The organism is Dyadobacter sp. HNCC25DJ186 (assembly GCF_056895235.1).
In genome coordinates this window covers 155,692-169,800 of record NZ_JBXHAS010000002.1, presented here as the reverse complement: position 1 = coordinate 169,800, position 14,109 = coordinate 155,692, and the positions used below count along the sequence as shown (strand labels likewise).

The window sequence follows — 14,109 nt, the reverse complement described above, 5'->3', positions numbered from 1 at the left end:
CCAAACTTTACATTCGGTGGCTCAGATACTTAACTTGAAAACCTTCACAGATACACGCGGAAACCTGACGGTGATCGAGCGCGTTATTCCGTTTGAGATCAAGCGCATTTTTTACATATACGGCGTTGATGATTCAGTACGTGGCGGACATCGGCATAAAAAAACGGTGCAGGCAGCGATTTGTTTGAGGGGGAGCTGTAAAATTTACAACCATACCGGCTTGGAAAAGCAGGAGTTCATTCTGAATTCGGCGGATCAGTGTCTGATTTTACAACCAACGGATTGGCATCAAATGTATGAATTTACAGACGATGCGATTTTAATGGTGCTCGCTTCGGAATTTTTTGATGCTGACGATTACATCTACGAGTCGTATGTGGGCGATCCTTTATTGACTCGTGAACCCAGGCTTACGATTTAGAAAAATATGGTAGAAGCTGACCTGACATACAATTTTGGCTGAATTTGCGCGCCTCTTTTTTGAATATGAATTCCAATTTACCAAAAATTACGATCGTAACGCCTTCCTTCAATCAGGGGAAATATCTGGAAGAAACCATTCTTTCAGTGCTCAAACAGGAATATCCGAATCTGGAATATATCATAATCGATGGCGGCAGCACGGATGAGTCTCTGAACATCATTAAAAAATATGAGAAACAGCTGGCTTACTGGATCAGTGAAAAGGATGAAGGTTTATATCATGGAATACAAAAAGGCTTCGAAAAATCTTCCGGAGAAATTATGGCCTGGATCAATGCGGATGATATGTACCACAAAAAAAGTCTTTTCAAAGCGGCGGAAATATTTTCAAAATTTAAGCACGTGCAATGGATCATGGGCAGCAACACTTATTTTGATGAAGGCGGGCATCCTTTTATTTATGATCATCAGCCGTATTCGCAGTGCTGGTCTTCAAGCCGTTTACGGCTATTTGACGGACATTTTATACAGCAGGAATCGGTGTTCTGGCGGCGCGCGTTATGGGAAAAAGCAGGTGCTTATATCGATCAGAATTATTCACTTGCCGCAGATTTTGAGTTATGGCTCCGTTTTTTTCGTTTCGAAAAGCTATACACGACATCTTTTATGCTGGCTGGCTTTCGACTGAGAAATGAAAATCAGAAAAGTTTTAATCAAAGGGACCAATACCTGACTCAACAGAAAGAGCTGTTACGGCAAGAAAATAAGAAAGACAGCAAATCACTTCAACACTGGTATTGCAGACTCTTGCTTGGTTTGGCAAAACTAATCCCGAAAAGAAAATGGCGTGAACGTTTACAGGCAAACGTACTGGATCTTCCTCCCAAAATTATTTTTGACAGGCAAAAAGGTATTGATTTCAGTAAAAAGTAATGTCAGGCACCGAACACCATTGCTTTCAGCATCTTAAACTGAAATCTCAGAAATATTTTCAACCCAAAATATTTCAGGATCAACCGTCCTTTTCTCTGTTCAAAAATCCGATCTTTTTGAACAGAGGAGACGCCGGTGTCATTGAAAATTGCAACAACAAAGTCTTTAAATTCGAACTTGAAAATTTCATTTTTGTTAAACTGCATATTTAATACATGATCTGCGGAAATCGGATAAGTTGTATCGTATCTGTTAACAGAGAATAATTTTGCCGGATAAATTATTGCCTGGTGGTTAATACCGGTCTTGGCCTGCTGATAAGGTGAAAGTTTGCCTAAATATTTCTTGCCAGATTTTTGAACACTTCCGTAGTAAATACAACCTGGATCCGTCAATTCTTCCGCAAAAAGCGAAAAATCTGGTGTTAAAATATCGTCAGCCCCCAGAAAGTAGACCCAGTTACCTTTGACAATGTCCAGAGCTTTGTTCATCGCATCGTAAATCCCGTTATCCTTTTCACTTTTCCAAAAAGCAATGCTGTCAGCATTCTTCTCGATTATAGAAATCGTTTCATCCGTGCTGGCTCCATCCATGAGAACAATTTCTATGCAAGGATATTTTTGAAGAAAGATACTGTCCAGGCAACGCTGCAAGTATTTTGCGGCATTGCGGGTTACAATTACGATAGATATCAGCTGATTATTAGCCATTTGACACAAGGCTCAATTCATTTCCATAAACCTGAACTTGGTCCATAACGGCAAAGTACTGATTAATTCCCCGGTCGCAATAAACTGATCTACTCTGCAAAGCATTACGAAGATATTGGTCATTTTCAGGACAACCACTCCTGTCCGCCTCCTGATGATGTAGGTGAAAAACAATCCCACCAAACTTTATCGCTCTTTTCCGAAGACCGGAATTGATCAACCGCACGGCAATTTCGTTGTCTTCCCTGCCCCATCCATGAAAACATTCGTTGTAACCGTTGACGCGTACAAGATCTTCTTTCCAAAAGGCCATATTACAACCGCGCAAGGCAAAAACATCAGTTGGCTTGTAACGATCTGCCAAATAGCGACTTAACCAGCTAACATTAAATCGGTTGCACAAATTACCTAACCCTGGTTCGAAAATCGAGATAGTATTTTTTTGAAGACGCAATATTTTTTCAGAAAGCTGTCGGCTCATAAGTACTCTGCTTCCTGTCACGAATGTTCCGCGCTTACTGAGTTCCAAATGATCTTTTACGAAGTGTTTATGCAAAATCAGATCACCATCGATCTGAATAATATAATCATTGGAGCTCGCTGCAATCGCTTTGTTACGAATTTTGGAAAGCTGAAAACCTTCATCTTTTTGCCAGATGTGTACCAGCCTGACCGGAAAGTCCAGTCGCAACGAGTCAATCACCTGAGCGGTCTGACAGGTTGACCCATCATCGGCAATGATAACCTCATCGGGTAAAACTGATTGACCTTTAACACTTAGAAGGCATAGCCTTAGTGCTTCCGGCCAGTTGTAAGTCGAAATAATAAGGGAAGTTTTAGTGGAGGTTTTCATATCCGTTAGGGCAGAATTTAGATTTCGTAGTTAATGTCTCCTGTAAGATTTGGCTGTGATGTGATTCATTTAACCTGGATAATTCCTGGTGGTGCAGATGAAATTGAACCGCACTGAGCTTCACTATTTTTTTGACGATGTTATTATTTATAAATCGCGCAGCCAGCTCCTCGTCCTCATGCCCCCAGCCATTCAACGCGTTATTGTAGCCATTGACTTTTATAAAATCTGACTTCCAGAAAGCCAGATTACTACCCCGGACACTTCGGCTTTTCATTTCCTTCCGCTCACCGAGAGACCTGAAATAAGGTAGTCGGACTGCATTAAGCCGATGATAGACGCCCGGAGAATAAAATCGTAAATCTGCATCGAAAGAATTCAATATCTCAGTGCTTTTTGCAGCAGTTAGTCTTGCCCGGCTACCACGGACAAAACAGTCTGGTTCAGCTGCCGCGAGATGATCCTGAATAAAGTTTGGATGCAGTATTACATCTCCATCAATCTGAATCAAATATTCTCCTTTACTACGCAAAACCGCTTTGTTGAGAATAATGGTCTTTCTGAACCCCAGATCCTCATGCCAGACGTGAATAATAGGGACGGGAAAACTATCCTGAAACCGCTGTACTATTTCCCTGGTTCTATAATCAGATCCATCATCCGCAATAATCACTTCTGCCGGCAAAATTGTTTGCCGGGCCACACTTAAAAGACAGCAATACAATGCCTCTGCCCAGTTATAGGTCGCTATAACGAGGGTTGTTGGTGAAATTAATTTCATCAATACCTCAGACTATTTTCCGATAAATTTATGCATGAGCGCAAAGCAGAATCTGCGGACCTAACAGGTAACCTTGCTTTGTTCCCAGTGGATTAGGAAGTCAAAGATGGCCCAGGTAAGAATACAACAACGCTATGACCAAACAATTTATGTTGGATTTAAAGCGACCGCTGCGCGTTCAGAAATGTACAGAAATGAAGTTAGTGAATGGAATTAACCAGAAACAACCGGTTACATATGTGAATATACGTTCGCAAGGTGATAGGAACAGATCCTGAACTATAACCAGAAATTAAAGTGTTTGCGGAGAACATAATTATGATTGTTAGGGATAATATTTTTAAAGTATAGAGAGAACGTAAATATCGAAAAAGTACTCGAATTAACGAGAATCATTCTCTAATTATTTTCTTATTTCAATCTAATTATTTACTAATTTTTAAAAAAATTTAAAACAAAGAGTTACATAGTCTTGATACTTTCTGGTCATTAATTCCAAAGCGATGTCTTGAACGGTGCTTTCTATATTAACTCAGCGAATGAAATGACGTATTGTATCGTTATCAGATCTATGCCAGGTTTTAAGCCAAAATTTAAAGAAAGTAGAATAAGATGACACAATACTTCGTGTAGGTGTAGAAATTAATATTAAAAAAAATATGCGACCAGTATTAAAAAAATCTGCCTGCCCAAATTCCATTGGAATATTTTTATCTGTAGTCCTTTTTCTCGGAGGAACGATGCTCTCGCTTAATTTGAGTAATCCGCGTTCGTGGAAACTGGGCGTGGCATTGTATACTTTTAATCCTTCTTCTTTTGAAGGACAACTTGACAAAGCTGATAGTGCTGGATTAAAATATGTGGAAGGTTTTACATTTGGCAAAGCCGGTTCCGAACTGAAAGACACTGCGATAATGAACTTGTCTCCTTCCGGTGTGAAAAAACTGAAAGCGCTTGTGGAAAAGAAGGGCCTCAAAATGGAGTCGATATACCTGGTCGGAGGAAAAACGGTGAATGACTGGAAAAAAGAATTTGAGGTTGCCAAAAATTTCAACGTCAAATATGTCACCGCAGAACCTCCTGTTTATTTGTGGGACAGTATTGACAGCCTTGCGGGCAAATATGGTATCAAAGTGGCTATTCACAATCACTGGAAAGGAACAAGTGCCTACTGGCACCCCGATTCTGTTTTGGCAGCCTTGAAAAACCATCCGAATTTCGGCGTCTGCGCGGATCTTGGTCACATGCCAAAAAGTGGAGTAAATCCGGTTGATGCATTAAAAAAACTGAAAGGAAATATTATCGCAATTCATTTGAAAGATATTGCCGCCTACAACGATCCAAAACTGGTTGACGTTGTTGTCGGAACAGGCGTGATCGATTTTTCAGCCGTTTTTAAGGAACTGGAAAGCCAGAATTTTAACGGCCATATCATCATTGAGAGAGATCGGCAGGAAAAACCAAGCAATTTACCATCCGTAATCCAAACAGTTAAATTTTACAAAAATACCCTGGGTTTGAAATGATATTTCCGTTTTAATATGAAATCAGTTTGGAGCTTTCTACCGTAAAAACGGTGGGAAAGCTCCAAAATTTTTATAATGTTATTTCGAACGTTCAGTCCTGCTGAAATTAAGGTACCGATATTTATTCAGGACAGACATTTCTGCGGACAATTTGTAGATACCCCAGGGATACTTTACTTCTGTCCGGATTATTTCCTGCCTGGCTCTACCAGTAGTATTTTTCGTTTTTTGTAACATTTCTGTCATGACCCTGCCGTCCATGGTTAAAGGCACTGCGATGTCATAAATCCCTAAAACGGTCGGAGTAATGTCAATATTCGACGTTGGCAGTAAACCCTGGTAACCACTTTTAAAATCAGGACCAGATACCATAAGCGTGATGTTTACCTCATAAGGACTTGATCCGCCGTGCCCGGCCACGCCCGTTGTTAGATCGGTGCCTTTATAACCTTTGTCGTTAACCTCATCATTCCAGTTCGGGGCAATAAGAATATCGCCGGATCGCTTGGGATGATTATAATGGATCACTTCGAAAGAAAGTGTTCCGTCCACCCAGCCTTGCATACTACCCTTTTTCTTTGGTTTAGTAAACACTGCCCCCACCCAATCCTGCTTATGAAGCTCAGAAACTATTTTTTTGACCATTTCTGCATTGTGATCTTTAACGTAAACAGCTCCTTCGGCAACAACAACATCGTCTGAGTCTTTGTCCTTTTTCAGGCCTTGCGCAATTAAAAACTCACTCAGATTCTGCTTTCCTTTGTGCGTAACAAATCCATGATCTGTCGAAACGATGATATTAAATTTATTGCGCAGGCCTCGACTCTGCAGGGAATCCAGCGCGCGACCAAACTGCTGATCAACAAACGCCAACGCCGCTATGGCCTGCTCGGAGCCGATGCCATAACGATGAGCAGAACCGTCCGGATCAGAAAGCCAGGCTGCACTTACTAGCGGACCGTCATTAGTCAAGCCATAATTTATCAACGCATCAGTCACCCATTTGTGTTTGGCATAAACATGCGATCCTTTTTGAGGGACATCACCAATGGCTGCAAGAACCTCAGATTTTAAAGATTCCGGCAGTATCAGCTCGGGGTTAATAATGGCCCCGTTTCCTACTTTGTGATTTTGCAAAAACGCCTGTCCGGTAGTACCTGAACTAAAAACCATCATTTTCTCTCCCGCCTTTTGAAGAAGCTCTCCAAGGGAAACGGCGGTAAGCAATTCATTGGATTCCGTCTGTTGAACTTTAATCAGATCGTCATAGGTCGTGCCGATTGCTTTCGATTTGTTCACATTGGGAAAGTACACAGCATTGCCTAACAATCCGTGTGTACCAGGATAGGAACCGGTGGCATACGATGCAGAGTTTACCCTTGTCACCGTTGGAAAAACACTGTGGTGCTGTGTACCAACCGATGATTTTTGCTTGAAAGCAAATAAGTTTGGCATCAGCTCCGCAGTAATATAATCTGGCCGTAGGCCGTCAAAAAAGAATATGAGCGTCTTATTGCGGGATGACTTGGCTGTTGTCTGGCCCTGTACAGGCAGACACAGGATACCTGCAATCAGGGTCGCGCAGGTTGCTACCAGCGGTTTAAAAAAATATTTCTTCATTCTCAATTTATCTATTGATTTTTAAAACATCTATTTTTGGTAAACTGGTTTCCACGTTTCGATTCCGAGTTTTTCAGTTTCTGGAAGAAGTTCGCCCAGATTATTGACAAGTACGAAATCAACTCCCTGATCAAAAAGTGTGGTTAGCTCCTGAGCCGTTTCAGCATAAAAATAATTAATTTTTACATTATTTGCCTTCAACGCTGCGATCAATAGTTTACGGTCCTCACCAGATTCCGGTCGCAAAAGCTGAATAAATTCCGCTTTCATTCCGATTGTCTCTGCCACATATTTTGGCGTATTCCGGCGGTAACTATTTTCTCCATTACAAATTAATATTTTCGGAACCTGTCTTTTTGCACCAATAGCCGCCTTTTCAGAACAGGTAAGAAAAGCCTGATGCAGCCGCCCTGATTTTCTAATTAAATCAGCAGCAGCGCGACCCACCGCTTCGTCTCCTTTTAAATGACAATTCAACCAGACATTTTCAGGCAACACTGCCAGTACTTCTTCAAAAGTTGGCACCAAAGTTCCTTTGAATTTCTCTGCCTTTCTGATACCCGCATCAAGAGAACGAATGTAATTATACGTTAAATCTGAGACATTTCCCTTACCATTGGTCGTTCGCTCAACCGTTTCGTCATGCATAATCACCATCATACTATCCTTGGTCAACTGAATATCAAACTCGATCATTTGTGCTCCAAGTCTTGCTGCTTCCACTATTGCCGGGATCGTATTCTCAGGATGCGTATCCATACTTCCCCGATGCGCGCAAAGTCCGCGTTGGGGCATTTTTATTTTCAGTTTCTGTGCGATGGCCTGTGTTGTGAACACCATTGACAAAATCCAAAGACAGAAAACCCATTTATTAATTATTTTATAAATCATCTTTAAAAAAAATTATTTCTCCCACCAAACTTTGATATTACTATTATCCCCTCCCATCGCTGCCACAGCACTTTTCAAAGCTTCCGGATTCAATGATTGCAGATAAGTAGGATAAGGAACACGCGATGGAAAAACATTTTCCGCCGGAATTCCTGCACCGCGAGGCAATACCGGATATCCGGTTCTGCGTTTCTCAAACCAGGATTGGTAGTCCACAAAGAAATAAGCATAATACTTTTGGAGCATTACCTGTTCCAGCTGCTTTTCCGCCGATGCCGTTGCATCATAAAGTATGCCCGGCTGTTTTGTAAAACCTGAAGGCATGCTCGCGCCCCATTGTGTCATCGATGCACCTATCCCTGAATCATAATGTTGAGCAGGCAACGCTCCCGTATTATAACCTTTAATAGCTAATTCAGCTTTGATAAACTCAACTTCTGCGAGAGTCATCATGACCCCTAGCTGGGGCAAGGTTTTCAGTCCGTCGGCGTAACTTGAATTACTTCCTACTGCATATTCCAGCGTAGTAGGATAACCACTTTCGATTCCCTGGTAAACATTTTCGGTACCTGATTTCACCTGCGTGCCCCAAACCGCTCTCCTCGGGTCGTTGACCTGATTCATTTTATCCATAAAGAATTTGGTATAATAAACACCGTCACGCCAGTCAACCTGCCTTGCATTAAAAAAAGGATTGAAAAACGGAAAAGTACCCGGATATCTAAAAATGGCTTCGTCACTGTTTGTTGTGAAAACCGGATTATTGACAGGATCTGCCAGAATACCTGTGATTTGTTCTCTTACATTAACTTCGCCCTCTCTTTTTGAAATACGCAGCAGCAAACGTAGACGAAGAGAATTACAAAACTTCTTCCACTTCACTATCCCCGGATTCTTTCCCCCGGAAAGCGCATTGGCATTATACAACATATCTCCGGCATACGTCAGCGCTTTTGTATCGTCAAGCAAACTGTTAGCAGTTTGAAGATCTTTCAGAATTTGAATATAGATATCCTTTTGCTTATCAAACGTAGGCTGAAAATTCCCTTCCAGGGCTTTTGTAGCCTGTGAATAAGGCACATCTCCATAAAGATCTGTAAGAATGGAATAACTCCAGCTTTTGTAAATCAGGGAAATGGCCTTGTAATTATTCTCATTCAGCTTATCGGCGATGACATAAATATCCTGGATATCATTGAGATAAGTATAAAAATTTGTCCAGACACCTGTACCCGGATTGACAAGGTAACGATGTAAACCTCCCCCACCGGCACTGGCCCGCGGCGCATCAACTTGCATCAGTTCATGTGTAAAATTTCGGCTGGCGTTTACAGTACTGTTGATAATTTTATACTGAAGCTGGCCAAGCATGACACCCGGAGTGATTTCTTTCGGGCGGTTAGGGTCAGTATTTAGTTCTTCAAAACCGTCGTTACAAGAGAACATTAAACCGGCTAGAAACAAAATAGGAATATATATTTTTCTTAACATTTTCTGTTCGTTAAAATTTGAGCGTAAGGTTCATACCCATTGTGCGGGTGGATGGGAACTGCGCCAGCTCTACACCGGGCGTAAGCGTTCCATTGTTCAGGTTTCCACCTTCCGGATCGAAACCGGGAAACTTGGTAAAATTGAAAAGATCTCTGCCGAAGAAAGCCAGACTAGTCTGACGAACGCCAATTCTGTTAAGCAAAGCTGCCGGCAGATTAAATTCAACACGGGCTTCCCTGATTTTCAAAAACGACGCGTCAAAAATATTTGTCTCCGCATTGGCAATCTGGTAGTAGTTATCGTAATAAGAGCTTGCAGCAACATTTACTGTATTTGCTACAAAACTTCCGTCCGGCTGTTTTACGACACCCTGGCCAATAATTCCGCCGTCACGACCGGGCAATGTAACTTTTGTTTTACCCAGCGTATTATTTTTGTGGTTGGTTTGCGAAAACATGCTTCCGCCTTTTTGTCCGTCTAAAAGGATACTAACACGAACATTTTTGATTGTAAACTCATTAGACAAACTTGCCTTCCAGTCTGCAAATGCATTTCCCCATTTTTTGGTAACCGGATCCAACGCTGCCGGCAATCCTACTGAGGAATAAATAATCTGACCATCGGGAGCACGCTGAAATCCGCGACCATACATATCACCCATTAATCCACCTACCCTTGCTTCTACGGAGACGTTAGAATTATGCTCATAAATTACCTGATTGGTAATACCGGAAGCAAGTTCCCTGACATAACTTCTGTTTCTTGACCAAAGAAGTGTGGTGTTCCAGCTGAAATTCTTGTTGGTAACCGGCTTTCCTGTAAGTTTTACCTCGACACCACGGCTATTGATCAATCCTGCGTTAATTAAGGCATTGGCATATCCGGAAACCGGATCCAGCGGTATCGCCAGGATTTGATTCCGGCTGTTATTGTTGTAATAGGCAATATCCAAAGCGACCAGATTTTTCAAAAGACGGAGATCAAGACCAAATTCGTAACTGGCTGTTATTTCCGGTTTAAGATCTGCGTTGAAAAGCGTTGACGAATTGGTGAAGCTGTTACCATAAATCCTGTCATAATATCTGGCTGTTTGATATGGGCGTGTATCATTCCCAACCTGAGCCCAGGAGGCGCGCACCTTTGCAAACGACACAGCACTTGGCAGTTTGAATATTTCATTCAATAAAAAACTTGAACTCACAGACGGATAAAAGAATGAATTGTTTCCATACGGCAATGTACTTGACCAGTCATTACGGCCAGTCACGTCCAGAAATATCTTTTCGTCAAACGAAAACTGGGTTGCCGCATAAACACTGTTTATCGCCTTTTTCGTTTTTAAAGGGTCGGCCACTGCCTGATCCAGACTATTTGATATCTGGTAAATCCCCGGCTGTGCCAGCTGATCTGCATATAACCCGGCAAAGTCATAAGACTGGCGCATGGCGTTAGCGCCTGCCGACGCGGTAACATCGATCATTCCGGCTATCTTGTCCTTGTAGTTAATTAGAAAATCAGTATTCGATTCATAGTTGAATACATTCTGCTCGCGGTACATTCCTCTTGGATATCTGGTCAGGCTGAAAGGCCGCTGCTGAGAACGAAATTCGTAAGCCATATCAAGACCGGTCCGTACCAGAAAATCTAATTTATCTGAAATCTCATAGGCCGCTGATATATTCCCTATCACACCATGCTTATTCATTTTATTAAGCATTTCATACATCCCAAGGTAAGGGTTATCGGGTGTTGGGTTGAAAGGATTTCGCTGCTGAATATTCTCTTTCCCAGGAACCCAATATGGCTTAAACCATTCGGGTTTGATATTGGGCGTAGTTCCAAGGATCAAAAAATACATCAGCGACTGATTGTTGTAACCTGCCATTGGGAGGTTATCACTTTTTTTGTTCGAATAATTTACTTTTCCATTAATCTTCAAACGATTTGAGACTTTCTGGCTGACCGAAAGTGCTACGTTTAACCTTTCAAAACCGGTATTAGGAATAATCCATTTGTTCTTTAAATGTGTTAAAGACAATCTGGCTGATCCTTTTTCACTGCCGCCTTCCAACGATATACTGTTAGAAAAAGTGGTTCCTGTTTGAAAAAAACCGGAGATGTAATCTTTATTGGCAACCCATGGCGTTCTTACAGTTGGTTTGCCATCAGGGGAATCGGGATTGTATTGAAAATAGGACTGCCCGTCAAACTTGGGTCCCCACGCTCTTCCGGCAGCTACGGTCGTAGCGGTGTTAGGACCATCCTCACTGTCCAGATAAGAAAAATACTTACTGGAACGCCCCTCGCCGTATTCAAACTGATAATCAGGATAACGATTGATCTGATCGAAACTGAAATTAGAATTGAACGTCACACCGATTCCTTTGTCTTTGCGCACACCGGATTTTGTCGTGATGATAATTGCGCCGCCAGCTGCCCGGCTACCATAAAGCGCAGTTGCTCCCGGCCCTTTCAAAACCGTAACTTTCTCTATATCATCGGGATTAATATCCGACAAGCTTGATCCATAATCTACCGGACTATCAGCTGAAAGATGGGAATTAAATCCTGTGCCTGTGATTCTGCTGCTCACCGGCACGCCGTCCACAACGATCAACGCCTGGTTGTTGTCGAGATTAAGCGAAGACTCTCCCCGCAGCGTAATCCGTGCCGACCCCATCGGTCCTGCACCAGCTCCCTGAATGTTCAGCCCCGCTACTTTTCCCGAAAGCGTATTAACCCAGTTATTGGATTTGGCGTCCTTCACTGCATTTTCATTAATCGTCTGCGCGGCGAAACCAAGCGATTTTTCTTCCCTTTTAATACCAAGAGCGGTCACTATCACTTCGTTCAGGATCTTGGTATCTTCAACCAATACCACATTTATCACACTTTGATTTCCAATATTTTTCTCCTGGGAAATAAAGCCGATGGCAGAGAATATTAACGTCGATCCGGACGAAGAACTTGTCAATACATACTCGCCTTGTCCGTTAGTTGAGGTTCCCGAACTGGTTCCTTTTAACAAAATATTTACTCCGGGAAGTGGATCGCCGCTGGGAGCGGTTACCTTACCGGAGAGGTTTAAAAGTTGGGCTGTTGACGTAAAGGGCGCAAAGAGGCCCCACAGCAAGGCAAATAATGCCGGCAGTAATTGTTTTTTCATAAAATGGTCAGGGGATATTCGCATCAACTACTACTGTTGACCCGCAGTTTCTAATAATGCATCAAAGGTAACGCGTCAGTCAAAAGACAACATTACCAGGACATTAACGAATCATTATGTTAGATGAAGTTGAGAAAAAGGTCAACGAGCCCGTTGCTATGGGATAACATAACCTCGAATGCACTTAATGAGTCGAACCTGATGCATTAATTGTTCTGCGGCACGATTTTAGAATGGATGATTTTTGCGTTTCATTCGCGTTGCGTAAGTTCTACGCCCGTTCATTTCAGAATTTACAACATGTTAAATCGGCCTTAAACGTATTTCTGTGCGACCTGTTTATTACCTTCGCAATTGAACAACATGTCCGGGAGATTCTGGCAGGCAGTACTAAACCGAAATTATACAATATTTTTACAAGTAAAATAAAATATGGCGTCAGGATTTTTTGCGATTTTAGATGATATTGCCTTTTTGATGGATGACGTTGCCATGGCGACGAAAGTAGCAACGCGCAAGACCGCGGCAATCCTGGGAGATGATCTCGCAGTGAATGCAGAGAAAGCAACAGGTTTTTTATCGGAGCGGGAGTTGCCGGTATTATGGGCGATCACGAAAGGTTCTTTTGTTAATAAAATTATCATTGTTCCGCTAGCCTTACTACTGAATGCCTTCCTGCCGTCAGCGATCACGTTTGTTCTGGTTTTAGGCGGTCTATATCTTGCTTACGAGGGCGTTGAAAAGATAGTGGAATATTTTTTCCCCCACGAAAAACACGTAGATGTGATCGCCGAGGAAAAGCCAAAAGCGGGCGATGAGGCTGGCGAGTATGAGAAAGGAAAGGTAAAAACTGCCATAACAACCGACTTTATTTTGTCAATTGAAATCGTAATCATAGCCCTGGGCAGTGTTGCCGGACAGGACCTGGGTATCCAGATATTGACAGTTTCTGCTGTGGCTTTACTGGCGACAGTTGGCGTTTACGGCATTGTTGCGCTGATCGTAAGAATGGACGATGCAGGTTACAAATTGATCAAGAAATCAGATAACAAAGGTTTCTTCTCCTGGCTGGGAAACGCTCTTGTTAAAGCTTTGCCGGTGATGATCCGGATTTTAGGCGCAGTAGGTACCGTTGCTTTGATTTTGGTTTCAGGTGGGATTTTTGTTCATAACATACCTTATTTCCATCACATTTTCCCGGACCTTAACGCTACCGTAAAGGAAATCGCAGTGGGTCTGGTAATTGGCCTGATCGCCGTTGGGGTTGTCACGCTCTTCAAGAAAGTATTTTTGAAGAAAAAGCATTGATAAATAAAAAAATCAGGTGATTCTGCATCCATCGATTCTGAATCGCCTGATTATTAAAAGATTTTGCCAGATTTGCCGGTTATGGCTTTTGCAGACCTACTCACTTTCCGTAAAAACAACGAATCTGCAAGCAATTTCACTTCCCCCGGTTGCTTTGACGACGAAAGTTCCATCACGTTTTTTTACAAGTGTCTTAAAAAATTCTTCTGTTACAAAAACCGGATTAAATACAGCGATCGCTGCTTCGAGGTATTCGGATAATGCTAATTCCTTGACATCGCCTTTGTCAATATGCCCACTATCCAAAACACAGCATTGAAAATCGTTGATACCTGCTTCCAGAACAGCAAACAAGCCAGCTGAACCAGCCCCCACAATACAAATATCAGTATTAATAGTTACCATAA

Annotated in this window: 12 protein-coding genes; 4 read left to right on the top strand and 8 right to left on the bottom strand. The window is 42.2% G+C overall.

The annotated features are described in order from the left end of the window. Positions 1–16 precede the first annotated feature (16 nt). Positions 17–421: a sugar 3,4-ketoisomerase gene (locus tag AC1XUO_RS05615; protein ID WP_483328788.1), complete on the top strand. Its 405-nt coding sequence runs from the start codon at positions 17–19 to the stop codon at positions 419–421. Between the two features lie 65 nt (positions 422–486). After that, positions 487–1,356, top strand: a complete 870-nt coding sequence (locus AC1XUO_RS05610) for a glycosyltransferase family 2 protein (protein ID WP_483328787.1) — start codon at positions 487–489, stop codon at positions 1,354–1,356. A gap of 2 nt (positions 1,357–1,358) precedes the next feature. Here the strand turns inward: AC1XUO_RS05610 and AC1XUO_RS05605 are convergent, their stop codons facing one another. Genes AC1XUO_RS05605 through AC1XUO_RS05595 form a run of 3 tightly spaced genes read right to left on the bottom strand, consistent with a single transcriptional unit; the run spans position 1,359 to position 3,700 of the window. Beyond that, positions 1,359–2,066, bottom strand: coding sequence for a glycosyltransferase (locus AC1XUO_RS05605; protein WP_483328786.1), 708 nt, complete (start codon positions 2,064–2,066; stop codon positions 1,359–1,361). After that, positions 2,059–2,919: a glycosyltransferase family 2 protein gene (locus AC1XUO_RS05600; protein ID WP_483328785.1), complete on the bottom strand. Its 861-nt coding sequence runs from the start codon at positions 2,917–2,919 to the stop codon at positions 2,059–2,061. Before AC1XUO_RS05600 ends, AC1XUO_RS05605 begins: the two co-directional genes overlap by 8 nt. Beyond that, entirely contained in the window at positions 2,903–3,700 is a 798-nt protein-coding gene (locus tag AC1XUO_RS05595) for a glycosyltransferase family 2 protein (protein WP_483328784.1), read from the bottom strand. The genes AC1XUO_RS05600 and AC1XUO_RS05595 overlap by 17 nt, the downstream gene beginning before the upstream one ends. A gap of 659 nt (positions 3,701–4,359) precedes the next feature. Between AC1XUO_RS05595 and AC1XUO_RS05590 the strand changes: the two genes are divergently transcribed. After that, positions 4,360–5,226 (top strand): sugar phosphate isomerase/epimerase family protein, encoded by an 867-nt coding sequence (locus tag AC1XUO_RS05590; RefSeq protein ID WP_483328783.1) that lies wholly within the window; start codon positions 4,360–4,362, stop codon positions 5,224–5,226. A 78-nt stretch (positions 5,227–5,304) separates the two neighbouring features. Here AC1XUO_RS05590 and AC1XUO_RS05585 read toward each other — a convergent pair whose 3' ends face one another. Genes AC1XUO_RS05585 through AC1XUO_RS05570 form a run of 4 tightly spaced genes read right to left on the bottom strand, consistent with a single transcriptional unit; the run spans position 5,305 to position 12,394 of the window. Beyond that, complete coding sequence (locus tag AC1XUO_RS05585; RefSeq protein ID WP_483328782.1) at positions 5,305–6,846, bottom strand: alkaline phosphatase family protein; 1,542 nt, start codon at positions 6,844–6,846, stop codon at positions 5,305–5,307. Positions 6,847–6,876: 30 nt separating this feature from the next. After that, a complete protein-coding gene (locus AC1XUO_RS05580; protein WP_483328781.1) occupies positions 6,877–7,737 on the bottom strand; it encodes a glycerophosphodiester phosphodiesterase in 861 nt (286 codons plus the stop codon). A 12-nt stretch (positions 7,738–7,749) separates the two neighbouring features. Further along, complete coding sequence (locus tag AC1XUO_RS05575) at positions 7,750–9,228, bottom strand: SusD/RagB family nutrient-binding outer membrane lipoprotein (protein ID WP_483328780.1); 1,479 nt, start codon at positions 9,226–9,228, stop codon at positions 7,750–7,752. Between the two features lie 10 nt (positions 9,229–9,238). After that, positions 9,239–12,394 (bottom strand): SusC/RagA family TonB-linked outer membrane protein, encoded by a 3,156-nt coding sequence (locus AC1XUO_RS05570; RefSeq protein WP_483328779.1) that lies wholly within the window; start codon positions 12,392–12,394, stop codon positions 9,239–9,241. A gap of 432 nt (positions 12,395–12,826) precedes the next feature. On the opposite strand from AC1XUO_RS05570, the gene AC1XUO_RS05565 reads away from it, so the two are divergent. Further along, a complete protein-coding gene (locus tag AC1XUO_RS05565; RefSeq protein ID WP_483328778.1) occupies positions 12,827–13,702 on the top strand; it encodes a DUF808 domain-containing protein in 876 nt (291 codons plus the stop codon). Between the two features lie 96 nt (positions 13,703–13,798). Here AC1XUO_RS05565 and AC1XUO_RS05560 read toward each other — a convergent pair whose 3' ends face one another. Further along, a complete protein-coding gene (locus AC1XUO_RS05560) occupies positions 13,799–14,107 on the bottom strand; it encodes a hypothetical protein (RefSeq protein WP_483328777.1) in 309 nt (102 codons plus the stop codon). Between the last annotated feature and the right edge of the window lie 2 nt (positions 14,108–14,109).